At 63.2% G+C, this 22,902-nt stretch carries 20 protein-coding genes and 1 other RNA gene; 10 read left to right on the top strand and 11 right to left on the bottom strand.

Features of this window, described 5'->3' with window-relative positions:
* Positions 1-23: 23 nt before the first annotated feature.
* The 8 genes from ACCQ15_RS10715 to ACCQ15_RS10750 form a co-directional block, all read right to left on the bottom strand.
* A non-coding RNA gene (locus ACCQ15_RS10715) (sX9 sRNA) lies at positions 24-108 on the bottom strand.
* A gap of 58 nt (positions 109-166) precedes the next feature.
* Positions 167-1,195 (bottom strand): type VI secretion system protein TssA, encoded by a 1,029-nt coding sequence (gene tssA / locus ACCQ15_RS10720; RefSeq protein ID WP_372357363.1) that lies wholly within the window; start codon positions 1,193-1,195, stop codon positions 167-169.
* An 8-nt stretch (positions 1,196-1,203) separates the two neighbouring features.
* Positions 1,204-2,187 (bottom strand): LysR family transcriptional regulator, encoded by a 984-nt coding sequence (locus ACCQ15_RS10725; RefSeq protein WP_122272945.1) that lies wholly within the window; start codon positions 2,185-2,187, stop codon positions 1,204-1,206.
* Between the two features lie 113 nt (positions 2,188-2,300).
* Positions 2,301-4,733, bottom strand: a complete 2,433-nt coding sequence (locus tag ACCQ15_RS10730) for a two-component system VirA-like sensor kinase (protein WP_372381560.1) — start codon at positions 4,731-4,733, stop codon at positions 2,301-2,303.
* A 23-nt stretch (positions 4,734-4,756) separates the two neighbouring features.
* Positions 4,757-5,749, bottom strand: coding sequence for a cytochrome-c peroxidase (locus tag ACCQ15_RS10735; RefSeq protein ID WP_033479007.1), 993 nt, complete (start codon positions 5,747-5,749; stop codon positions 4,757-4,759).
* Complete coding sequence (locus tag ACCQ15_RS10740) at positions 5,746-6,525, bottom strand: response regulator (RefSeq protein WP_372381499.1); 780 nt, start codon at positions 6,523-6,525, stop codon at positions 5,746-5,748. The genes ACCQ15_RS10735 and ACCQ15_RS10740 overlap by 4 nt, the downstream gene beginning before the upstream one ends.
* A 400-nt stretch (positions 6,526-6,925) precedes the next feature.
* Positions 6,926-7,753: an alpha/beta fold hydrolase gene (locus tag ACCQ15_RS10745; protein ID WP_218555140.1), complete on the bottom strand. Its 828-nt coding sequence runs from the start codon at positions 7,751-7,753 to the stop codon at positions 6,926-6,928.
* Positions 7,754-7,800: 47 nt separating this feature from the next.
* Positions 7,801-9,279, bottom strand: a complete 1,479-nt coding sequence (locus ACCQ15_RS10750; protein WP_372381500.1) for a GMC family oxidoreductase — start codon at positions 9,277-9,279, stop codon at positions 7,801-7,803.
* On the opposite strand from ACCQ15_RS10750, the gene ACCQ15_RS10755 reads away from it, so the two are divergent.
* From ACCQ15_RS10755 to ACCQ15_RS10780, 6 genes are all read left to right on the top strand, one after another.
* Entirely contained in the window at positions 9,259-10,254 is a 996-nt protein-coding gene (locus tag ACCQ15_RS10755) for a cytochrome P450 (RefSeq protein ID WP_372381501.1), read from the top strand. The genes ACCQ15_RS10750 and ACCQ15_RS10755 overlap by 21 nt on opposite strands.
* Before the next feature lie 60 nt (positions 10,255-10,314).
* Positions 10,315-10,929 (top strand): response regulator transcription factor, encoded by a 615-nt coding sequence (locus ACCQ15_RS10760; RefSeq protein WP_372381502.1) that lies wholly within the window; start codon positions 10,315-10,317, stop codon positions 10,927-10,929.
* A gap of 119 nt (positions 10,930-11,048) precedes the next feature.
* Complete coding sequence (locus ACCQ15_RS10765) at positions 11,049-14,003, top strand: sensor histidine kinase (protein ID WP_506187858.1); 2,955 nt, start codon at positions 11,049-11,051, stop codon at positions 14,001-14,003.
* A gap of 38 nt (positions 14,004-14,041) precedes the next feature.
* Complete coding sequence (locus tag ACCQ15_RS10770) at positions 14,042-14,644, top strand: response regulator (protein WP_008575732.1); 603 nt, start codon at positions 14,042-14,044, stop codon at positions 14,642-14,644.
* Between the two features lie 139 nt (positions 14,645-14,783).
* Complete coding sequence (locus ACCQ15_RS10775; RefSeq protein WP_008575730.1) at positions 14,784-15,170, top strand: hypothetical protein; 387 nt, start codon at positions 14,784-14,786, stop codon at positions 15,168-15,170.
* Positions 15,171-15,623: 453 nt separating this feature from the next.
* Positions 15,624-18,644, top strand: coding sequence for a sensor histidine kinase (locus ACCQ15_RS10780; protein WP_506187859.1), 3,021 nt, complete (start codon positions 15,624-15,626; stop codon positions 18,642-18,644).
* A gap of 119 nt (positions 18,645-18,763) precedes the next feature.
* Here the strand turns inward: ACCQ15_RS10780 and ACCQ15_RS10785 are convergent.
* The 3 genes from ACCQ15_RS10785 to ACCQ15_RS10795 form a co-directional block, all read right to left on the bottom strand.
* Positions 18,764-19,866, bottom strand: a protein-coding gene (locus ACCQ15_RS10785) for an IS3 family transposase (protein ID WP_372166127.1) whose coding sequence is annotated in 2 segments (ribosomal slippage) — positions 18,764-19,608 and positions 19,608-19,866 — 1,104 coding nt in all. Because the reading frame shifts where the segments join, the coding sequence is not laid out codon by codon here.
* A gap of 530 nt (positions 19,867-20,396) precedes the next feature.
* Positions 20,397-20,825 (bottom strand): hypothetical protein, encoded by a 429-nt coding sequence (locus ACCQ15_RS10790; RefSeq protein WP_011347649.1) that lies wholly within the window; start codon positions 20,823-20,825, stop codon positions 20,397-20,399.
* Positions 20,826-20,843: 18 nt separating this feature from the next.
* Positions 20,844-21,314 (bottom strand): DUF3693 domain-containing protein, encoded by a 471-nt coding sequence (locus tag ACCQ15_RS10795; protein ID WP_372381505.1) that lies wholly within the window; start codon positions 21,312-21,314, stop codon positions 20,844-20,846.
* A gap of 140 nt (positions 21,315-21,454) precedes the next feature.
* Between ACCQ15_RS10795 and ACCQ15_RS10800 the strand changes: the two genes are divergently transcribed.
* The 4 genes from ACCQ15_RS10800 (at position 21,455) to ACCQ15_RS10815 (ending at position 22,831) form a co-directional block, all read left to right on the top strand.
* On the top strand, positions 21,455-21,679 hold the full coding sequence (locus ACCQ15_RS10800; protein ID WP_372381506.1) for a hypothetical protein: 225 nt from the start codon (positions 21,455-21,457) through the stop codon (positions 21,677-21,679).
* Positions 21,680-21,880: 201 nt separating this feature from the next.
* Positions 21,881-22,066 (top strand): hypothetical protein, encoded by a 186-nt coding sequence (locus ACCQ15_RS10805; protein WP_372381507.1) that lies wholly within the window; start codon positions 21,881-21,883, stop codon positions 22,064-22,066.
* Complete coding sequence (locus tag ACCQ15_RS10810; protein WP_372381508.1) at positions 22,063-22,203, top strand: hypothetical protein; 141 nt, start codon at positions 22,063-22,065, stop codon at positions 22,201-22,203. Before ACCQ15_RS10805 ends, ACCQ15_RS10810 begins: the two co-directional genes overlap by 4 nt.
* Entirely contained in the window at positions 22,193-22,831 is a 639-nt protein-coding gene (locus ACCQ15_RS10815) for a rolling circle replication-associated protein (RefSeq protein WP_372381509.1), read from the top strand. Before ACCQ15_RS10810 ends, ACCQ15_RS10815 begins: the two co-directional genes overlap by 11 nt.
* The last annotated feature ends 71 nt before the right edge of the window (positions 22,832-22,902 follow it).

The following is a 22,902-nucleotide window of genomic DNA, read 5'->3' on the forward strand; positions in this document are numbered from 1 at the left end:
CCCGCCATGCAGGCCGGCAACGCGGCTAGCGCGTTTGACCGACAGTCGCGAGCAGCCGCCAGGTGAGCGTGGATGGCACACAAAAACCACAGTGCAGACGTACTGCATCAGGATCCACAGCGTCGTCCACGCCCGCCCGGCGGCGGTGCGGTGGTTCTGTCAGCCGCTAATCGGAATGGTCCTGGCCCGACACCACCTGCAGCTCGTCGATCCCGCGTGGCGCCAGGTCGCGCATCAGCGCGGCAAAATCCAGGCCGACCAGCCGTTGCGCGCGCCGCAACAACAACGGCACCGGGCTGGAAGGCTCGCGCCGCGCGTAGTAATCGCACAGCTGATCGAGCATGCGGCGAACGTCGTCCGGATGCTCCAGGACCTGCGCCCGCGGTGCAGATGCATTGGCATCATCGGTGCCGGATGCTGCATGCTCGGTCGGGTCGGCCGTGGAGCCGGAACGCTCGGCGACATAAGGCCGCAGGAACGCGCGCAACTCGCCCAGGTCGTGCGTCAACGGCGCCAGCTCCGGGCCGTATCCGGGGGTGCGCTCGGCGAATACGCCGGCAATGGCGGCGATATCGTCCTGCGCAGCGGCCAGGGCCGCATCCAGCTCCAGCAGCACCTCCAGCGGACAGTCGCGCAGGCAGGCATCGATGGCGGCCGGCTCTGGCGCTTCGCTGGGGTCGTCCGCAGCGCGCTTGAGCGTGCCCTGCACGATGCGCAGATCGCGCAGCGAAAAATGCCCAGGATGCAGTCCCTTGAACAGGCGGACGTTGCGCAGCTGCGTCAGCGTGCGCTCGCTGTCGGCCAGCGCCGCGATGGCGTTGACGCGTTCGGTCGGGTCGTTGTCCTCATCGGCATCCAGACCAGGATGGACGTCGTCCCAGAACCGCTCCAGCAGTTGCCGGAGCAGGCTGACGCCGCTGGACCAGCCCACCAGCCCGTCCTGGTGCAGGCGGGCAATGCTCAGCAAGATGCCCAGCCGCAAGTCCTTGGAGCGCAGCAACAAGTGCTCGGCGCTGTCGGCGACCTGACGCCATTCCGGCGCCTCGGGCACCAGCACGCCCGCGCCCAGTGCGCGTTCCTGACGCGGGCGCGCCAGTTCTTCCAGGCTCTGGAACTCCGGGGTGTATTCCAGGTTCGGACCGGACGGCGCCTGTGCGTCCACCGGCTGCAGTAGCTGTTCGCTGTCGATCTGCATGGCGCCGCTCACGAGACGGACAGCATGAGGTCGCCACGGCCGGCGGTGCGTCGCGCTGCCGGCGGCGCTACCGGCGCGGCGGGCGTTTCTGGAACCAGCAGTTCCAGCACGCGCTCGCGCAACCAGCGATGCGCGGCATGGCCATCGTTGCGGCGGTGCCAGGCCATTGCCAGCGCCATGTCCGGCAGCGGGAAGGGCAGGTCGAAACAGTCCAGCGGTGCATGCCCGCTCTCCGCCGCCAGCGTGGCCGGCACCGTGGCGACCATGTCGGTGCCGAGCACGATGTCGCGCGCGGTCGCGCACTGCGACACGGTCACCGCGATCTGGCGGGTGTGGCCCAACTGCTGCAGTTGCGCATCGATGGCGAGGTTGCAGGCCTGTGCGTGTGCCACCTGCACATGCGCCAGCCGGCTGTAACTTGCCGCGCTCAGCGCTGCGGTACCGCGCGGATGGCCACGGCGCTGCACCAGCACGTAACGTTCGTCGCGCAGGCGGCGCAGACGCAGCGCGGAAGGAACTGCCTGCGCATGATCGATCAGCAGATCCAGCTCGCCGCTTTCGAAGGCGTCCAGGCTGGTGTCGGCACCGATCTGCACGAACTCCAGGCGCATCTTCGGATTGCCCTGGGCCTGGATCGATCCCGCCAACCCCGCACCCAGCGTGCCGATCGCATCGGCGGCGGCGGCAATGCGGAAACTCGCCGAAGACGTCGACGGATCGAACGCACTGTCCTTGCCGAGCAGACTCAGTTTGCCGATGGCTTCGCGCAGTGGCGATGCCAGTTGATCCGCACGCGGCGTGGCCACCATGCCGCGCCCGGTGTCCGAGGGCATCAGCAAGGGATCCTTGAACAGCACGCGCAACCGTGCCAGTTGCGAAGACAGTGCCGGTTGGCTCATGTGCAATCGCTGCGCTGCGTGGGTGACGTTCTTCAGCTCGAGCAATGCGTCGAGGGACACCAGAAGAGGTAAGTCGCTTGGTCGGATATTCATGTCGTGGATCGCTCGTAGTGGAATGCAGGCGGTCTGCTGCGCCTGGGCATCCGCTACGCTAGGCAGCCCGCGCTACGTTCCGGTGTCGATCCGCAGCGACTGTGTTTCATTTGTCACAGAGCAGGGGTGCCTTCATCCTGCGTTGTAACTTCTAGCGTGCGACCTAGTGCACGTTCCAGCGCCATGGCCAGCGCGCCAAGATCGAACGGCTGCGCAATGATCTCGGCGATGGCGCCGCCCAAACCCTTGCGTGTCGCCAGGCTCGTCGCACGTGTGGCCAGGATCAGCGGCAGCGTGGGTGCCGCGGCGTGCAGCGCGCCGATGGCCTGTTCGGCATCGCCGGCGCGATCGCGCTTGAGCAACACGCCATCGAAGCGCGCCGGATTGGCAGCCGCCATCGCGACGGCGGCCGGCAGCTCCAACATGCCGACCGGTTCGTGCCCGAGTGCGGCCAGCATTTCTTCCAGACGGTAGAGCTCGGCCGCGTCGTCGCACAACAACAGCAAGCTCGCATGGCGCGAGCGCGTCTTCGGCAGGGGAGCGGCCTGGGGCGCGGCTGTGATGCCCGTGCGCAGCGGCAGCTCGACCACGAAGGTCGTGCCGACACCGAGTGCGCTGTCCACGTCGATCCGCCCGTCGTGGTTATCGATGATCTTGCGAACCGTTGCCAACCCCAACCCAGTGCCGCCGCTGCGGGTAGTGAAGAACAGATCGAAGATGCGATCCAGTTGGTCGGGCGGGATGCCGATGCCGTGATCGCTCACACGCAACTGCGCGATGCGCCGGGGCGCGCCGTCGGTTGCAGTGCCTTTTCCGGCGGACAGTTGGATCGTGACCGTGCCGCGCATATCCATCGCCTGCGCAGCGTTGCTGGCCAGATTCAGAATGATCTGCTGCAGTTGTGCCGGATTGCCCAGCGCGTGCAGCGGCTCCTGCTCCTGCTGCAGGTCGATGGCCACCGTCGAGGGCAGCGAGACCGACAGCAGCGAGACCGCGCCCTGCAGCAAGGCGTTCAATTCGACCGGCTGCACGTTGTAGTTCTGCACGCGGCCGAAGCTGAGGATGGATTCGATCAGATCGTAGGCGTGGGCGGTGGTCTGGCTGATCTCGAGCAGGTGCTCCGAAGCCGGCGAGTGCGGGTCCAGTTTGGACAGTGCGATCTCGGCATTACCGCGGATCGCGCCGACGATGTTGTTGAAGTTGTGCGAGATACCGCTGGCCATGGTCCCCAGCGTTTCCATCCGTCGGGCCAGTTCCAGGCGATGTTCCAGCGCCAGTGCTTCGTCTTCGAGTCGTCGCCGCTCCAGCGCATCGAACAGTGTGTCGAGCGCGATATGCAGCTGCGGCAACAGTTCGGCCAATGCCGCCAGGCCGCGATCGCGGCGCGGGGCGCGTGGCGGCAGCCGCAAGCACAGCAGCGCGACCGTCCCGGCGTCTGCGTGTTGCCGCAGGCACAGCCACTGCGCGTCGCGCACGCGTTCGGGCGTGCCCAACACGGCGACGGTGCCGTTGGCGTCGACGACCAGCACATCGCTGGCGGCGATCGGTTGGGTGGATGCCAGCGCGGCAAGCATCGCGCGGAAGGTGTCGTCCTGCGGATCGGGCCAGATCCGCGCGTCGCTGCCGACGGGGACCAGGCCCAGGCGAGCGCTTGGCAGCTTGGCCCACTTCGCCAACCGCACCAGTCCGGCCTCGATGCCGGCGTCCAGCTGATGGCGATCGTTGGCCACCAGGCGGCGCGACACCGCGACCATCAAGCGATCGAATTCCGCGCGTCGACGCAACACCCGCGCGCGTTGCCGCAGCAGCTTGCCCAGGTACAGCAAGGCGCCCAACATGACCACGGCCAATGCCAGCAACAGGAAGCGAACCTGGCGTGCAGTGGCCTGCTGGCTGGCATGCTGCTGTTGCAGATACGTCTTGAGCTGTCCATACGAGGCCAGCGAAGCGATCGGACGCATGCGGCGGATGGTGGTGTCTGTCTCCGGCAGCAGCTTCAGCAGCATGCGTCCATGCGGGAGCAGTGGCGCGCTGGTTGTGCGTTGTGCCGCTTCGTCCAGGCGTCGGCGTGCCAGTGCCACTGCATCACCGGTCGTGTCCAGGCTCAGGCGTTGTACCGCGCTCGCCAGCATGCCCGCTGCGCGCGCCTCAGCGGGATCTTCGCCTTGCCGGATCTGCGCGCTGCTCTCGCTCCAGAAGTAGGCCAGCGAATTGGACAGCAGCGAGTTCTGCGATTTGAACAGTTCCCGCTGCAGCGATTTCTCGTTGTAGTCGGCGTCCAGCGCCGCGATCGCCCGGAACAACGCAGGGTCGTGATCGGCCAGGTGGCGCAAGTGCTGCAAGATGTCGCGTGCGCGGGCATCGCCGCTCACCAGCGAATCGTAGTCGCGCAACAGGCCAATGCGTGCCTTCAGCACGTCGTTGTCCAGATTGGTATCGACCATGTCCAGCGCGTCCAATGCGTCCAACGCATGACCGTAACGCTGCGTGTCGCGATCCAGCGCCGCCATGCACAGGCTGAAGAAGATCAGCCCCGCCAGCAGCACGGCGCTGAAGATCGTCGCCCACCTCACGGCGCCGGCGCCGTCAACTGCCGGCCTTGGTGCTTGCCGGTCAATGTCTGCAGAAATGCGGCAATGTCGGCCACATCCGCCGGGCTCAGTGTGACGCCCAGTTGCGCCGTACCCATGGCCTTGATTGCCTGGGGCAGGGTGGTCGCGCTGCCGTCGTGGAAGTAGGGCGCGGTGGTCGCGACATTGCGCAGGCTGGGAACCCGCAGGATCGGGGTGCCATGCCGTGCGGCGGGAGCGAAGATGCCGCTGCGCTGGAACAGGTTGCCGCCCACGTTGACGCCCTGGTGGCAGGAGATGCAGCCGATCGACTTGAAGGTGGTGTAGCCGCGCAACTCCTGCGCGTTGAGCGCAGCGTCGCTGCCTTGCAGCCAGAGATCGAAGCGACTGCCCGGCGTGACCAGCGAGCGTTCGTAGGCGGCGATGGCATCGAACAGCGCGGCCCGATCCGGTGGCCTGCCATAGGCCGCGCGAAAGCGCTGATTGAGCACCGTGTCTTGTTGCAGTCGTCCTACCACCGTCGCGATATCGGCGCGCATGACGCTGGGGTTTTCCAGCAACGACGCCGTTTGCGCTTCCGGGCTGCGGAAATTGCCGCGCCAGCCCAGGCGAAAATTTGCGGTGGCATTGAAGACGGTCGGTGTGTTGAACGCTGGCGTCGCGCGCCCGGGCATTCGGGTCATCGCATCGGCGGCAGCACCGTTGCTGGCCAGGTGATGACATGAGGTGCAGGCAACGCGATTGTCGCCCGACAGCCGGCGATCATTGAACAGCAGCGCGCCGAGTGCGACCTTGCGGCTATCCAGGCCGGTCGCTGGCTGGATGGCGTGGATGGGCTCGCCTGTGCGCACCGACGGGGCTGCAATTTCAGCTGCCGGCACGAGCGGCATGACGAGTAACGCTGCAGAAGCGAGCGCGACTTTAAGGATCGGCGCCGGCGACCAACGCCATTTGCGATGGTCTGGCCTGGCTCGCGCCGGCGGCTGTGTCATCGAGCGTGCTCGACCGGCGGCGTGAAGACATAACCGGCGCCGCGCTGGGTCACGATCAGCGTCGGCTCGCGCGGATCCTGTTCCAGCTTGCGTCGCAGGCGCAGGATCTGCACGTCGATACTGCGATCGAACACGTCCTCATGCAAACGCGTGGCACGCATCAGGTGCTCTCGGCTCAGCGGTCGGCCGGGGGCATCGACAAAGGCGCGCAGCAGCGCGTACTCGCCCTTGGTCAGCGGAATGGCGGGCGTACCCGCGCGCCCCACCGTGCGGGCCTGCAAATCGAATTCCCAGGCAGCGAAGCGCACCCGGCCTTCGCCCGCATCACGCGCCACCGCCACCTTGGAGGCGATATGGCGACGCAGCACGGCGCGGATCCGTGCGGTCAGTTCATGCAGCCCGAACGGCTTGGGCAGGTAGTCGTCGGCGCCCAGCTCAAGCCCTACCACGCGATCGATTTCGTCGCGGCGATGCCCGGTCATGATGATCACCGGAATGTCCGATTCCTTGCGCAAGGCGCGCAACAAGTCCAGACCGTCTTCGTGCTTGAGCATCAGGTCCAGCAGCAGGATATCCGGTTCGCGCCGACGCAAGGCCTCGGCAACCTCGCTGCTGCTGGTGGCGACAAAGGCTTCCATGCCGTGGGAGCGGATGTGGCCCATGACGACTTGTGCCATCGCCTGGTCGTCGTCCACCACCAGCACCTTGGCGGCGGGTGCGGGACGCGCAACGGATACGTCAGAGGAGGAGGGGGAGTTGGAATGCAGCTTGATCATCGACTCTCTATCCCGGCATGACCGCGTTCGCGGACAGATTCCGAGTGTCGACCGGCTGGGGTGACCGAATCGACCGCGTTGGGGAAGTGCGTCCATGCGCGGCGTGCCACGATACGCCGTCGCGGGGACAGCATCTTCACGCACGATGCTAGGGTGTTTTTGTGTCGGCTTGCCACGTCGACAAGCGGGTGGTCACGCTCCGTGCCGTGGTCGATGACGACTTTTCTTCGATCTTGTGACCAGCCACTCGCTCTGCGACGACATGGGCGAGGGGCCGATCCCATCGCCAGCCCGATCCGACCACGAGGTTTTCGAATGAACCGCATTGTCGAGTCTGCTTCTGTCGTGGGTGGCCGTCGCCGATGGTCGGCGACGGTCCCGTTCGCTATCGACCTTGGCGTCAGCCTGTCTTGGCGCTGCTCTTGGCTTTGGAGGTGGACTTGGCTTTTGTCGCAGCATCACGTGCTGCGCGGTCGATCACTTCGGACACGGTCTGCGCCTGCGTGATGAACAGCGCGTGGCTTCCCGGCACGGTGGTGATGTCCGCGCCGATGCGCTTGGCCATGTGCAGCAGCATCGCCTGGTCGAACGCCTTGTCCTCGGTGGCGATCACGGCCCAGCTCGGTTTGCTCTTCCAGGCCGCATGGTGCAGCCGCTCGCCGAATGCGGACATCTTGATCGGCACCTGCGACGCGGCCATGAATGCAGCGTCGGCATCGCTCACATCATTGGCGAAGCCGGCCTTGAAGTTGGCCGGGCGCACGAAGCCGAAGCCGTCGGGCCGGGTGTCGATCACGAACTCCGGCGTTGGTGCGAAGCCCTGGTACAGCTGCGCGGTGGTCTCGCCGGCATCGGGCGCGAGTGCAGAGACGTAGACCAGGCCGACGACCTTGTCGTGCACGCCGGCTTCGCTGATCACCGTGCCGCCCCAGGAGTGTCCCACCAGGACCGTTGGGCCGTCTTGCTGATCGAGCGCGCGTCGGGTGGCCGCGACGTCGTCGGCCAGCGAGGTGAGCGGGTTCTGCACGATGGTCACGCGATAGCCGCGCTTGACCAGGCGCTCGTAGACGTTGCGCCAACCGGAGCCATCGGCGAAGGCGCCGTGCACCAACACGACATTGCGTGCAGCATCGGCCGGCAGCGCTTCAGTGGGGGCAGCGCCCTGGGCAGCACTCATGGTGGCGGCAGCCATGGCGGCTGTCAGCAGTAACGGGAACGGAAAGCGCATGGTGGATCTCCTTCGGTGAACGAGCGTGGTTGAACGAGTGAAGCGGCTCAGAGGCGATGGGCCGCTTTGATGATGTCGGCGGCGCGTTCACCGATGACCACGCACGGGGCCATCGTGTTGCCGCTGGTGACATTGGGCAGGATCGAGGCATCGGCGATGCGCAGGCGGTCGATGCCGTGTACGCGCAGTTGGCCATCGACGACGGAGAGGGCATCGCGGCCCATTCGCGCCGTGCACCCCTGGTGCCAGAAGGTGATGGCGGAGTTGCGCAGGTATTGGTCCATCTCGGCACCCGAGAGCGGCCCGGGCATCGCTTCGCGCTTCAGTAATGCGTCGAACGCCGGTGCATGGGCAAGCTCCCGGGCAATGGCAACGCTGGCACGCGCCGCCCGTAGATCGTCGGGGTGGGAGAGCGTGTTGGCGTGGATGCGCAGCGGCGCGCCCGGATCGCTACCGGTCAGGTGCAAGCTGCCGCGGCTCTTGGGATGCGACAGTCCGGCGAACACCATCCAGCCGTGGTCCGGCACGCCCATGTGCGCGGTTTCGGGCGTAGCCACCGGAAATTCCAGCTGGCAGTGGAACACGTCCGGTAGCTGCAACGCCGGGTCGGTCTTCCAATAGAGCGTGGCTTCCGAGCCGCCATACTGCGCAGCGATCGGCGCCCTGGATTCGAAGATGCAGCCGAAGGCCACATGGTCCTGATGGTTGCGGCCGACGCCCGGCAAATGCTGGACGACGTGGATGCCATGGGGACGCAGTTCCGATTCGGGGCCGAGCCCGGACTGCATCAGCAGCTTGGGTGTATTGATCGCGCCCAGCGACACCACCACCTCGCGGTCGGCCATGAACCGTTGGCGACGATCGCCAACGATCGCTTCCACGCCCACCACCGAGTGGCCGTCGAACAGCAGTCGGCTCACCTGCGTCTGCAGCAGCACGGTCAGGTTCGGCTGGTGGCGCTTGGGCCACACGTAAGCGCGAAAGATCGACGCGCGGCTGCCGTCCTTGACGATCAGTTCGGTCAAGGCGACGCCGCCGCGGCCTTCCATCATCTCGCCATTGGGACTATCGAACGTCGGCAGGCCTGTGGATGCGGCGGCCTCGACCATGGCGCTGGCAACCGGATGCGGATCGCGTGCGGTTTCGACATGGACCGGGCCACCGCTCCCGCGTCGCAGCGGATCGGCAATGCCCTGCCAGTCTTCGATGCGGCGGTAGACATCCAGCACCGAGCGATAGCTCCAGCCCTCGTCGCCGGCCTCCTGCGCAAAGCTGTCCCAATCCGCCTGGTGGCCGCGTGCCCACACCATCACGTTGATGGCCGAACCACCGCCCGCCACCTTGCCCATGTTGAGCGGAATCGCGCGATCGTTCAGATGCGGATTGGGCTCGGCAACGAATTGCCAATCGCGCTCGGAGCCAAGATTGAGCGGCCATTGGGTCGGGGTCATCACCTCCGGAACCTCATCGCTATCGCCACCGCGCGCGGTGTGACCGATGGTCCCTTGCTCGAGTTCCTGAAGCACACCATGGTGCTGAGCAATGGAACGGCACATCGGAACCGGCGCCTACCGCTCGTTCAGGCATTTGCGTCGCGCTTCGTCCAGGACGTACGCCCCTACGCGCGTCGCGTTGCCGAACAACTGATCGATGCGCGCTACGACGCGGGCGCAATGGACGTCATCGGCGACTTCGCAAGCTGGCTTCCTGCGCGTGTCATTTGCCACATCCTGGGATTGCCCGAGACGGATATCCCGGACTTCACCCGTTGCGTTTACAGCGTGTCACGCGCGTTCAATTCCACCTTTACCCCTGGCGAAGTCCCCGAGCTACAGCAAGCTTCAGGCGAGCTCGATGCCTATGAGCGGGGCTTGATCGCCCACCGTCGGCGTCACCCGCGCGAGGACTTCATCACCAGCTACATTGCTGCCAGCGATGCATCCGGGCAGCTCTCCCAGACCGAAGTCGTGGCGCAATTGATGTCCATCCTGCTCGCCGGGAGCGACACCACGCGCAGTGCACTTGCAATCCAGACCTCGCTCTTACTGCAGCATCCGGAGCAGTGGCAAGCGGTCTGCAGCGACTCAGCATTGATTCCGGCGGCAGTACGCGAATGCCTGCGTTATCAGCCGGCGGTGGCATCGGTGCCGCGTATCACGTTAGAGGACATCGTGCTGGATGACACCTTGGTGCCTGCAGGGAAGATCCTGTCTTTGTCCACGCTATCTGCACTACGTGACCCGGCGCTGTATGCGGAACCGGAGCACTTTGACATTCATCGCACTGACGCTCCCAAGCGCCAACTCGTATTCGGCGGTGGTGTCCATCGCTGTCTCGGTGAGGCATTGGCCATGATCGAGCTTGAGGAAGGCCTGGCTGCAATGGCGCAACGGCTACCGGACATGCGATTCGACGGCAATCCGGTCGTGGTCCAGGGTGGGTTCGGCATTCGGACCGCGCAAGACTTCCGCGTCAGCTGGGGCAGTGCCCGGACGGGTTGACGCATCGCGTAGCGAAGCACTCACTGCCGATCCGATGCTCGGCTATTACCCTAAGGTGCAATGCAGTTGCTGGACTTGAGAGCATTGTGGGGGCGGGGACGCGCAGTTACGGTAGTAGGCGTTCCAACGGGACCCATCCGCATGCAACAGCCTCCTCCGATCATGTTCGTCCTGGTCGATGCCAGCCGCTGGCAAACACCAGGACTTCCGCTATCGTGCGGTGAGGTGGCCGCCCGGCGCGATGCGGCAGTCAAGCCGGCCATGCTGGTGATGGGGGATGGCGCACACGCGCCCTGTGTGTTGTTGCGATCGGACGATCTCGATGGCATCGATGCGCAGCTCGACGAGTGGATCGTGGCGACGGCGACCAGGTTCGCGGACGCAATGGCGCGCTACGCAGCATTGACGCCGCGCGAGCGGCAAGCATTACAGCTGGTCACCGATGGCCTGCTCAATAAGCAGGCTGCCGCAGCCATGGGCATCAGCGAGGCGACACTGCAGATCCATCGCAAGCGTGTCATGGATAAAATGGGTGCGCGTTCGTTTGCCGAGCTGGTGCGCATTGCCGATCTGCTGGGCCTATCAGGCGATGCTTGCCACCCTCCCGTGCCTCCCGACCGTCACAACGCACGGGTTCCACCTCGTCCACGCCGGCTTGGCGCACGCGCGGCGTGAGCGTGTCTCGTGCACCAGCGTTGGCATTTCGGCTTGTGCTGGGGTGGGCCCTGACGCTGTGCGCATGTCTGCCGGCATTCGCACAGCTGGCGGAGGTCCCGCTTTTCCAGTTGCACCAGATGCACTGGACGGTCCAGACCGGCGCGCCAAGCGGCATGATCGCCATGACCCAGACGCGCGATGGCTATATCTGGGTTGTCGCCAGTGGAGGCTTGTTCCGATTCGATGGGGTCAAGTTCGAACGCGTCCAGCAGGTTGCCGGCGTTCCTTTGCCGACATCGCAAATCTATGCACTGTGGGCAAGGCCAGCGGGGGGCTTGTGGGTCGGCTATCTGTTCGGCGGCGCCAGCTTCATCGGTGAGGATGGAACATCGCAGCACTATTCCACTCAGGATGGCTTGCCACCTAACACGGCGATGAGCTTTGCCGAGGATGGCGGCCGCATGTGGATCGGGACCTCACGCGGCTTGTTCCGGTTAGAAGGCGGGCGGTGGACGCAGGCGGAAACGGCCTGGCAGTTTCCGCCGGTGCAAGTCAACCAGCTGGAACTCGACGGCGCGGGCACGCTGTGGGCTTATACGGACGATTCGCTGTACTTTCGCCGGCGTGGAGAGCGTCACTTCGAACTTGGCCTGAGGCAGGCGAACCATACCAAATGGAGTTACTTGCTGAAATCGCCGGATGGGCAGGTCTGGTTGGCGCAGCATCGATTAGGGCTCAGTGAACTGAAAGCCCCACAGGTCGGAAACGCATTGGCAATGACCTGGCAGAACTTTCCAGAGTCTGCCGCTGAGCTGCTGGTATTGATGATCGACCGCGATCGCATGCTTTGGCATGCGTCCTCCAATGGCCTCAAGCGGATTCCACTGCTCCGGCAAGACCGCACGGCAACACAGAGCACCCCGGCGAGCAAAGATGTCACTGCCCCCATCCGTCTGTTGGGCGAGACGCCGATCGCGCTCATGCAGGACCGCGAAGGCAACGCCTGGGTAATCTCTGATGGTGGGTTGTCGCGATTTCGTAGCTCTGCCTTCTTGCGAGTTGGGCTTGAGCGCGCTTCACGCGGTGCGGCATTGACTGCAGCGGGAGATGGCTCGATCTGGGTCAGTGATTCGGACCATGGACTGCACCGATTACGGAACGGATTAAGACAAGAATCGCTGCCGTCGTCCCATGAGAACTTTTCAGCCCTGCACCGGGATCACAACGGCACCTTATGGCTGGGTGGACGCCACAGTTCCATTTATCGCAGCAGCAGCAAGGGACTTGTCGAATGGCGTCCCCAGCACACACACAAAGCCAGCGGCATCCAGGCGATTGCCAGCCAGAAGGATGGCACGCTCTGGGTGTCGGTGATCCGGGGAGGCGTGTACCGGGTCGTCGACAATCGCTGGATGTTGTGGGGCGGGTTGGCCGCGTTGCCGCGCGAGCCGGCGACATCGATGACCGTGGATGCAGCTGGGCGGCTCTGGCTTGGCTATGTGCACAATCGCCTGGCGGTCGTCGATGGCGACCAAGTTAGGGTATACAGCGCTGCGGATGGGTTGGCGACAGGCCCGGTGCAGGTCATGGCCGTGTCGGGTCGCGATGTCTGGATCGGCGGCGAAAAAGGCCTCGCTCGTTTCGATGGCAAGCGGTTTCACTCGGTACTCAACAGCGAAGGACTTCGGTTCGGCAGCATCGCCGGGCTCATCCAGCGGGCAGGGGGGGAACTGTGGTTGAACACCAGCGATGGCGCGGTCTTCATCGATGCAAATGAAGTTCGCAATATCGTGGCGAACCCGGCACATCTGGCAAGGTCCAGGCTGTTCGACCACAACGATGGCTTTCCAGGTGCCGTACAACTCCTGAGCACATGGCCAACTGCCATCGAAAGTACTGATGGACGGTTGTGGTTCACGACCTCCAGCGGCGTGGTTACGCTTGCGCCGCGGCCACTGCCACGCAATATGGTGACGCCCAACGTCTACCTAAAATCCATCACGGTGGATGGCCAGCGCACCAGTATCGAAGGACATAGGCGCTCAGTAATAGCGCTGCCTACCAAGCCGCGGGTGATTCAGCTCGCCTATACCGCACCCAGTTTCACCATGCCCGAACGCGTGCAGTTCCGCTATCGCCTAAAAGGATCGGCCATGGGCTGGGAAGACGTAGGCACCAGGCGCGAGGCCTTTTTCACCGGTCTGCGCCCCGGGAACTATCGTTTCGAGGTTGTTGCAGCAAACGAATCGGGGGTTTGGAACAACGCTGGCGCAAGCGTGGACTTTGTCGTCCCGCCCACCTTCGTGCAGTCGCGCACCTTCCTGGCCCTGTGCGTTGCAGCGATCGCCTGCGCCCTATGGGTGCTGTTCTTCCTGCGCATGCGCCAGGTCAAGGCAAAGCTACAATGGCGAAGTGAGGCGCGATTGTTGGAACGCGAGCGCATCGCACGCGATTTGCACGATACGTTTCTGCAGGGCGTGCAAGGGCTGATGCTGAGATTCCAATCGGCCGCCGAACGGATACCGGACGGAGAGCGCGCACGCGAACTGATGGAAGATGCGCTGGATCGCGCGGACAGAATTCTGGCCGATGGTCGCGACAAGGTGGCCGAATTGCGCACTTCGGTCTGCATGGACCTGCCGGATGCATTGGCGATGTCCGGGAGCGAACTGGCGCGTGATTATGGCGTGGCCTTCCAGGCCTCGGTAGAGGGCAGCCGACGCGCACTGGATCCGCTGGTTCTGGATGAAGCCTTCCATATCGGCAGCGAAGCGATGGCCAATGCCTTTCGCCATGCGCGTGCCACCCGCGTGCAGGTCGTCACCGTCTTCGGGCGCCGGCAACTTGAGATACGCGTCAGCGACGATGGATCTGGCTTCGATCTATCGGGAGTCAAGGATGGGCACTGGGGCCTGAAAGGCTTGCGCGAGCGTGCCGCCAGGGTGCGCGGCAATCTCAGCATTTCGAGCAAACCGGGTGTTGGGAGCACCGTGCAATTGCAGCTGCCTGGCAGCTGGGCGTATAAAGACGCCCGAAGACGGCGCTGGAACTGGCGCAAGCTCCTTGGCATGCATCAGGAGGACCCGACGTGAATCGGGCTAGAGACACCTCGCCAGCGTTGATTACCGTCATGGCCGTTGACGACCATCCGCTGCTGCTCGACGGCATCAAGGCCGCGTTGAGCGAGCAGCCGGACATCGCCTTGATCGCCGAGGCCACAAACGGCCGCGAGGCGATCGAACAGTTTCGCGTGCATGGGCCGGACGTCACGCTGATGGATCTGCAGATGCCTGGCATGGGCGGGCTGGAAGCGCTGCGCGGCATCCTCAGCGAATGGCCGGAAGCGCGCATCGTGGTTCTGACCACCTACCGCGGCGACGCGCAGGCGATGAGCGCGCTCAAGAGTGGAGCCAGGGGCTTCATGCTCAAGGGAATGATGCGCAAGGAATTGCGCGATACGATCCGCGCAGTCCACGCAGGGCGGCGTGTGGTGCCTGCGGAAATCGCTATGGAACTGGCACAGCATGCCGGCGAGGACGACCTGTCACCACGCGAGATGGAAGTCTTGCGAGAGCTGGCGCGTGGCAACGCGAATCGGGAAATCGCCGAAAGCCTCAGCGTCACCGAGGGCACGGTGAAAGCGCATATGAAGCGCATCCTGTCCAAGCTTGGTGCCAAGGACCGTACGCACGCGGTGTTACTCGCCCTCAAACGCGGCATTCTCGAGGTGTGAATCGGGGTGATCTTGCGTCGCCTGCAACCCATCGGTCACCAGAACAAGATGGAGGCAAGGCGAAGGGGCCTTGCTCTGCAAGACGACTCCACCTAGGCGTGAGGGCGGCGCCTGACGGTCAAAGGCATAAGGAAAGATCATGGCGCTGCGTTGGTTATTGCTACTGCCGATCCTCTTGGGCGGCTTTCTCATTGCCGGCGTCCTCGGCAGTCTGTCGACCGCAGTGGTTGGCGTCTGGCATCTTCCTGGCGCAGGCTTCAGCGCCGCGCTGGCGGTTGTCATTCTTGCCTATGTCGCTGCGCCTGCAGTCAAGCTGCAGACCGCGCTCTGCGCGCTGCTGCTCGGCGGCGGCGTCGCCTGGTGGTTGCTGGAACCCTCGTTTTATCCAGAAAGCTACCGCGATCGGGGGGCCTATATGCCGACGCATCTGCCTCTGCTGGCGACCTGCCTTGGCGGACTGCTTGGACTGTTTACCGTGCTTGTCCATCACCAGCGGCGCCGTGTCGCGCATCGAACGCCAGGCTGATCAGGGCCATTCAATGCGCCCCCATGTCGACCAGGGCGAGGTGGACATGCCTACCTACGGAGAGTCCGGTCACGTCGCATGCTCTGCTTTGAATTACAACGCATCTGACACTGCCTCGCCAACGTTGAGGCGGTGAACAACGCACATGCCAGGTGATAAACGATCGAGCTGGAGATGGTCGACCATGCCCGACTCGCTGGCTTTACACGGGTAACTCTTGCAATCTTGCAATGCGCTTGAGCTTGCTATCAAGTCAAGGGCTTTGGGTGATATCACGTAATCCGGCGGCATGAGATACAGTCACGCAGCCCGTGACGCACAGAAGCGCTTTGGCCATCACCGCGATCGACGTGAGAGGCCAGGGCTGCAGAACGCTCTCCGATTCGGAGTGGGCCTGGTCTATCCACCCTGAGATAGGAGATGGCGGCGTTGCGTCGTCTGACACCCTTATGGATGCGCTTCATCCTGCACTGCTGCATCGCGGGTGCAGGATTGCTGTTTGCGCTAAATGCGCATGCGCTCGACCGCGAGCGCAACCTCGCGCAGCTGCATCACACCGCCTGGACTGCGCGCGATGGCGCGCCGAGTCAGGTACGTGCGCTTGCCCAGACCAGTGACGGCTACCTGTGGATCGGTGGAGCAACCGGCTTGTTCCGCTTCGATGGCGTGACCTTCGAACGCTACGACAGCATTGGCGGCTCGCAGCTGCCGTCGCCCAATGTCACCGCGCTGCTGGCGACCCGAGAGGGCGATCTCTGGATCGGCTTTCGCAATGGCGCAGTGGCCTGTCTCCGAGACAAGACCTTGCAGGTGTATTCGGGCAAAGATGAGCTCCCACCCGACATCGTGTTCGGATTCGCACAAGATCATGACGGGGCTATCTGGGCCGGCACCGCGCGTGGTTTGGCTGTCCGCGAGGGCAAACGCTGGAAGACGGTCGGCGTAGTGCAGGGCTTTCCGGAAGGCGAGCGCGCGCGGGTGCTGGGCGTCGATCGGACGGGCACGCTGTGGGCCGCCGGCATCGAGAAGCTGCTGTTCCTGCCGCGCGGCGAGCAGGTCTTCCGGGATACGGGCCAGCGATTGAATGATGCCGCTCAAATCGCTCAGGACGCAGCGGGACGCCACTGGATTGCCGAGACAGCGCGCGCGGTGCGGCCGCTCGCGTTGGCAAGCAGCGGCCGTGTCGGCAAGGACGAAGAAATCTGGGTGGGGTCGCAGGCCATCACGTTCGACCGAGATGGCGGGCTGTGGATCGCCACCGTGGGTGACGGCCTGCGCAGGATCAGCCACCCCGAACAACCCAAACCGGCTTCCAGGGTCGAGGTGTTTACGCAAGCAAACGGACTCAGTTCGGATTTGCTGATTGCCGCCCTGGAGGATCGCGAAGGCAATCTTTGGTTTGGCAGCGATAAGGGAGTCGATCGTTTCCGCCATGGCGATGTTGTACCGGTGAGCATACCTGGCGGACACGCCGGGTTCACCCTGATGGCGGGAGAGGGCGGTGATATCTGGGCTGCCAGCTTCTCGGCCAGACCTCTGCTGCAAATCCGCGGCAACGCAGTGATTCCGCATGCGCAGGTCGTCAATATCGACAGTGCCTATCGTGATCCCGTCGGTGCCATTTGGTGGCCAGGATATGTTGGTCTCTGGCGCTACTATCAAGACCGTTTCGTGCTGATGCCCTGGCCCGCTGGTGTGCGTGGAGGCGATTGGTTCTTGCACACGCTTCACGGCGATGGCAGTGGAGGACTGTGGGCCGACATCGGAGGCCATGGGTTCAAGCACTTCCGCGACGGCAAATGGGAAGACACCACACCGGGCGGATATCCTGCAGGCGCCACAAGTGCGGTATTCGAAGATACCCAGGGGCGCGTCTGGCTGAGCACGCTGCCCGATCGCTTGCACCGCATCGAAGGTGGCAAAACCCATACCTATACGAGCGAACAGGGGCCTCAGGTGGGCCGGGTGATGGCGATCGGTGGCCGCGGACCTCATCTTTGGGTTGCCGGCGAACTCGGACTGGCGCTGTACCACCAAGGGCGCTTTTCCAAGATTGTTTCCGCAAAAAATGACACGTTGGGCAGCATTTCTGGCCTGGTCGAAACTGCCTCTGGCGACCTATGGCTCAGCGATGTGCAAGGGGCGATTCGCATACCGGCTGCAGAAGTCTCGCAGGTGCTCGCTAATCCGACACATCCGGTGCGTTACCGAAGGTTCGACTATCTCGATGGCTTGCCTGGCGCCCCGCAGATGGCGCCGACCAACTTCACCGTAGCCGAAGCCAGCGATGGGCGGGTGTGGTTCGCCACCGACAACGGTTTGGCCTGGATCGATCCCAACCGCTTGCACCACAATCCGTTGCCACCGCCGGTGTATCTGCATGCTGTGGAGGTGGATGGTCGTCCGTTTTTGCCCGGAGCGTTGCTGCAATTGCCCGTCGGTGCACAACAACTACGCATCGCCTACGCCGCGCTGAGCCTTTCGATTCCAGAACGGGTGCGGTTTCGCTATCGGCTCGAAGGCGTCGATCAGGGTTGGCAAGACGCCGGCACGCGGCGCGAGGCGATCTATACCAATCTGCGTCCTGGCCACTATCGATTTCGCGTTCTTGCCGCCAACGAGGACGGGGTCTGGAACACGCAGGGTGCAGCGATGGAGATCCAGATTCCACCGCCCTTCTATCTGACGAGCTGGTTCTTGACGTTATGCGTGCTCGTTGGAGCCGGGCTGCTTTGGCTCATTTACCTGCGCCGACTGCGGGTTATGGAGGCACGCTTGCAGGCGCGGCTGGCCGAGCGCCATCTCGAACGCGAACGGATCGCGCGCGAACTGCACGACACCTTGTTGCAGGGTATCCAAAGCCTGATCCTGCGCTTCCAGGCGGCGATCGAAAAACTCCCCGTGAAGGAGCCGGCACGCATTGCGATGGAGGGCGCGCTCGAGCGTGCCGATGATGTGCTGAGCGAAGGGCGTGATCGCGTGCAAGGATTGCGCGCCGCTGCCGCGCCGGTCAGCGACTTTCCGCAGGCGTTGGCCAGCGTGGGCGCTGACCTGATGCACGACGCTGCACCGAACTTCCAGATGCGCGTCGAAGGTACGCAGAGACCGCTCGATCCACTGGTACATGACGAGATGTTCGGCATCGGACGCGAGGCCCTCATCAATGCGTTCAACCATGCACAGGCGGGCACCGTAACGCTCGAACTGCATTACGGCGCCAAGGCGTTGCGCCTGTGTATCAGTGATGATGGCCGCGGCATCGCGACCGAAGTGCTTGCCGCGGGCGTGCGGCCCGGTCACTGGGGATTGGCCGGCATGCGCGAGCGCGCTGCACGCATCGGTGCCACGCTCGCATTTCGAAATGGCGTTGCCACCGGTACCGAAGTGGAACTGCAGGTTCCTGCAAAAATTGCGTATCGGCCTGCGGTGGCCGGCTGGCCAGGTTGGTTTGGCCACATGGGTAAAGACCAATAATTCCATTTTGGAGACAGGATAAACATCCTGCTCAAGAAAAAATCCAGCCCCTCTCGCAAGGGCCGCAATGAGGCTTTGCGCTGTTGACGACGTCCCCCCGCCCTGAGTAGCGGTCGGGTTTAGAGTCCGGGGTTGATGATATCGGTGTTTGCCAGATGTTGGGCATAAGCGGACGGCGTCATGCCGCCAATTGCTTTCTTCGGTCGGTCCTCGTTGTATTCGCGTCGCCAGCGTTCGATCTCGGTGCGCGCGTGCAGCAACGTCGGGAACCAGTGCTCGTTGAGGCATTCGTCGCGTAGTCGGCCGTTGAACGATTCAACATAGGCGTTTTGATTTGGCTTGCCGGGTTGGATTAGCCGTAGTTGCACACCACGGGCATGTGCCCAGACGACCATCGCTTTGCCGCAAAACTCCTTGCCGTTGTCGGTGCGGATCACCTTCGGTAAACCGCGACTGTGTGCCAACCGATCCAGCACGCGCGCAACGCCGTGCCCGGAGATCGCGCGTTCCACCTCGATGGCGACCGCTTCGTGCGTTGCGTCGTCCACGATCACCAGACACTTGATCACTCGGCCGTCGGCGGAGCGGTCGAACACGAAGTCCATCGACCACACCTGGTTGGCCTGCGCTGGCCGCAGCAGCGGCTGACGCTCGCCAACCGGCACCTTCTTGCGCTTGCGGCGCCGCACTTGTAGCTGCTGCTCGCGATACAACCGCTCCACGCGCTTGTAGTTCACCAGGCGTCCTTCCTGTCGCAGCTTGAGATAGATCATCCCCACGCCGTAGCGGCGATGGCGATGCGCCAACGCAAGAATGCGCTCGCGCAGTTCGCCATTGCGGTCTTGGCGTGGGCAATAGCGCAGCGCGCTGGCGCTCATGCCGATCGCCGCCAAGGCGCGACGCTCGCTGGCACCACGCCCGATCCACTCGCGCACCAGCGCACGACGCGCCGGTGCGCTCACCACTTTTTTCGCAACGCATCCTTGATCAGGTCGTTCTCGAACAACTGCTCGGCCAGCAACTTCTTTAGCCGCGCGTTCTCGGCCTCAAGATCCTTGAGCCGCTTGGCGTCGGGCACGCTCATTCCGCCGAACTTGCTGCGCCACAGGTAATACGAGGCCTCGCTGAAGCCATGCCGCCGGCACAGATCCTTGATCGCCACACCGGCATCAGCTTCGCGCAGGAAGCCGATGATCTGTTCTTCAGAAAAACGCTTCTTCACGTCCAATCTCCTTGGGGTAGGGAATTGGACTCCAAACTGAGGTGCTACTCAAAATTGGGGGGACGTCGTTGAATTGCGAGAAAAACTAGGGTGATAAGCCTTTTCGACCGGAAGCGCATGACGGACCCTATTTCCAGGCAATCAGCCAAGAGTGGAGGGGCGACGCGACGAATATCTTGCTTGGCGCCGCGCTCCGCCTCGACGGTGGCGGCCTCGCGAACAGCGGATACTGACGACGAAGGGGATTAGGGATGTTTATTTGGGGTAGGGAAGGGTAGCTTCCGACCCCAATCAGAATCTATCAGGCAAGTTGATCTGAAGACGACGTTATTTGGTCGTGGCCGTGGCCGTGTCGGACCCATGCCTTCGTGACGCTTGAGCGGTGCGTTCCTGCCGACGCTCACAGGCCTGCTTATCCGGCGCGCCAAAACGTCAGTGCAAGTGGCTCCGGGCAAGCTCGCGAGCTGCGCATGACCGGCGCGGGTCAGCACGATCGCCGCGCCGCTGCTCGGCCGATTGGGGGCTCAAGGTCAGTCCCCAGCAAGGGATGGCTCTAGCGTCGGCTGGTGAGCAGTGCGAATGAATCTGTATCTCAAAGCGCCAACGTCTTGTCCTGCGATCTTGACGAAGTGCTGCTCTCGCTGCTCGCCAAGATCCATGACGACGACCTTGACCAATGACTGCTGAACCGCTTTTCGTTTGGCGTTCCGCCTACGCACCGAAGCCCGGATGTCGGTGGCATTCGCATGCCAGAGCAATCCGCGCAGCCGGCGTTCTGGGATCCGTTCGCCGCTCGGTGCAACCAGATCACGGCCAGCCAATCGCCAGCCCGCGCAGGGGCCGGTCAGTTCTACATGGTTCGTGACCCGCGCCGATGTAGATCTGCCGCGCAGCTGTTTGGGCATTGCTCGCCAACAGCCAGCACGGTGGCGACGGTCTAGATTGTAGGTGTCAGTCATGCGGCAAGTTCCGTTTCGCTAGGGGAACGGTTCGGCGGCAGGTCTTGATCCAAAGCCAGATCCAGCGCAGCCGAGCCCGCGCCGCACGACGAGATGATTTCGCATAATGTATAGAGGGTGCGGCTTATCAGACTGCGAATTGTGAACTGAATCGCGGTTTACCGAAGCCTCCGCCCGGCCTGGCAGGGCAGCGCCCATCACCATAAACAGGCCCAAGGTCACTCCTGCTAGCCGTTGCGCAATGCGCTTCCATGCGGCTCTCTCGTCCTCTGAGTTGCTGCGTTCCGCCATGACCAGGGCGCTCCACGTCTCCGGGTTGTCGCCTATGTCTTCCGCCATTCGTTCGATGAACTGAATTTCGGCGTTTTTCCCTTTTTTCCAGCTAGAAACAGCTGCTCGCGTCACGCCGAGGGCTATCGCGCCTGCGTTGTCACTTTGGATCTTTTGCACGTGTTTCCACCTGCAAAACAGGTCGTAGCTCTGGCTCATGTAATTACCCTGTTGACACCATGTCATGACCCAGCATACATTTGACCCTAGATGTCAGCAGAGTCTTGACATCGCCCACCCGCCGGCCCCGCCCGGTGCCGGCGGGGCGGGTTCTACCGGGCACCGGGCAGGGGATAAACATGGACTGCAATCCGTACTGCGTTTTCACGCCCGAGCAGCGTGAGCTGATCTTCGCCGGCTGTCTGACCGTGTTAGTCGCAATTCCTTTCGTTGCGCTTTCTGCCTACAAATTCATTTGTTGGTATTTGAATCGCAAAGACGCTGCATTGATTCGTCAGATTGAGCAAGAGGCCTTTGTTGCACTCGCCGCTATGCAAGCTCGTCGCGAGGTGGGTGATGCGTAACTTCATCGCGTTCTGCCGCGAGCTCGGTCCTATCGTTTGCATGTGTTGCGTAACTGGCTTTGGCGTTGGCGGACTCGTTGGCTATGCCGCTGGAATGGGTGCTGCAAGTAGTGTTGAGCATCAGATCCAACGCGATGAAGCGGTCCAGCAACTTTGCATCGACGGCAATGACGGCGCGTGTCGTGTCATGGAGTTCCGCAGATGAGCCGGCCAACCGACACCGAACGCGGGGCTCGCATTGCCCTTGAATTCGTCGAATCCAAGCTAATCCAGCGCGATCTATTTCCGACTAGGCGCACGCCGCCATTGAAGTTCTGGCGCGAAATAAAGCAGGTCGCTGCCGATCACCTGGCCGAATGCAAAGCAATGCGCGAGGCCCGCGCATGAGCGATCGCGACCTCAAATTTTGGCAGTTGATCGAAAAGAAGAAGCAATCAAAGACCGACGACGAACGCGCCGAGCTAGACCGACTGATAGAGGAACGCATCAGGTGGGTTGGCTCGGGGCAGGGCGATGAGCCATGAAGACGCAGCCGACCAGGCTAGCCCATTACCCGAACAGCCCTTGCTATCACTGCGGGGGCAGCTTCCAGACGCTCAACGCGATGGATGCAACCTTGATGTGCTGCACCAGCTGCGGGCTGTTGATTACCAAGCGCAAGGCTATGCAGAGCTGCTCCAACGCATCCCGTGGCAACAGTTTTGGACGCTCACATTTCGGCTCAATAAAACCGGTCGAAACGGTGGCGTCCATGCCGAAGCAGCAGACAAAGCGTTCCGCTTCTTCGTCAGCAACATCAATCGCGAAATCTACGGCAGGGCATGGGCCAAGCGGCCGCACAGGGGCATCCAGTGGGCACGCGGCCAAGAGTTTCACCGCGACGGCCGATTGCACTTCCACGCCGTTGCAGCTGCGGCTGATGACGATTTAAACCGCTTGATGAATCGGTATCAGTGGCACGAGTTCTGGTACCGCGAATTTGGACGCAATCAGATCGAAGCACCACGCAGCCAGGCAGATATCACCGGCTATGTGTCGAAGTACGTAACAAAGGGCGGTGAGGTCGATTTCAGCAAGAACTTTGGCGCGTGGTTGCCACCGCCAATCGACTACACCGCACGACCCGCGCAAGACGGCCTGATCCCGGCCTAGACCAGCAGCACAGAGGATCACCGGGCGGCAGGTGGCGAGCCCCGCGCAACGGGACAACAAGCGCTTCTCTC

The sequence above is a fragment of the Xanthomonas sp. NCPPB 1754 genome (assembly GCF_041475725.2).
GTDB lineage: Bacteria > Pseudomonadota > Gammaproteobacteria > Xanthomonadales > Xanthomonadaceae > Xanthomonas > Xanthomonas euvesicatoria.

Excerpts from the sequence above, each read along its gene's own strand:
- tssA (WP_372357363.1), bottom strand. The coding sequence starts at position 1,195 with ATGCAGATCGACAGCGAACAGCTACTGCAGCCGGTGGACGCACAGGCG.
- ACCQ15_RS10725 (WP_122272945.1), bottom strand. The coding sequence starts at position 2,187 with ATGAATATCCGACCAAGCGACTTACCTCTTCTGGTGTCCCTCGACGCA.
- ACCQ15_RS10735 (WP_033479007.1), bottom strand. The coding sequence starts at position 5,749 with ATGACACAGCCGCCGGCGCGAGCCAGGCCAGACCATCGCAAATGGCGT.
- ACCQ15_RS10740 (WP_372381499.1), bottom strand. The coding sequence starts at position 6,525 with ATGATCAAGCTGCATTCCAACTCCCCCTCCTCCTCTGACGTATCCGTT.
- ACCQ15_RS10745 (WP_218555140.1), bottom strand. The coding sequence starts at position 7,753 with ATGCGCTTTCCGTTCCCGTTACTGCTGACAGCCGCCATGGCTGCCGCC.
- ACCQ15_RS10760 (WP_372381502.1), top strand. The coding sequence starts at position 10,315 with ATGCAGTTGCTGGACTTGAGAGCATTGTGGGGGCGGGGACGCGCAGTT.
- ACCQ15_RS10765 (WP_506187858.1), top strand. The coding sequence starts at position 11,049 with ATGCACTGGACGGTCCAGACCGGCGCGCCAAGCGGCATGATCGCCATG.
- ACCQ15_RS10770 (WP_008575732.1), top strand. The coding sequence starts at position 14,042 with ATGGCCGTTGACGACCATCCGCTGCTGCTCGACGGCATCAAGGCCGCG.
- ACCQ15_RS10775 (WP_008575730.1), top strand. The coding sequence starts at position 14,784 with ATGGCGCTGCGTTGGTTATTGCTACTGCCGATCCTCTTGGGCGGCTTT.
- ACCQ15_RS10780 (WP_506187859.1), top strand. The coding sequence starts at position 15,624 with ATGCGCTTCATCCTGCACTGCTGCATCGCGGGTGCAGGATTGCTGTTT.
- ACCQ15_RS10790 (WP_011347649.1), bottom strand. The coding sequence starts at position 20,825 with ATGACTGACACCTACAATCTAGACCGTCGCCACCGTGCTGGCTGTTGG.
- ACCQ15_RS10795 (WP_372381505.1), bottom strand. The coding sequence starts at position 21,314 with ATGAGCCAGAGCTACGACCTGTTTTGCAGGTGGAAACACGTGCAAAAG.
- ACCQ15_RS10800 (WP_372381506.1), top strand. The coding sequence starts at position 21,455 with ATGGACTGCAATCCGTACTGCGTTTTCACGCCCGAGCAGCGTGAGCTG.
- ACCQ15_RS10805 (WP_372381507.1), top strand. The coding sequence starts at position 21,881 with ATGAGCCGGCCAACCGACACCGAACGCGGGGCTCGCATTGCCCTTGAA.
- ACCQ15_RS10810 (WP_372381508.1), top strand. The coding sequence starts at position 22,063 with ATGAGCGATCGCGACCTCAAATTTTGGCAGTTGATCGAAAAGAAGAAG.
- ACCQ15_RS10815 (WP_372381509.1), top strand. The coding sequence starts at position 22,193 with ATGAGCCATGAAGACGCAGCCGACCAGGCTAGCCCATTACCCGAACAG.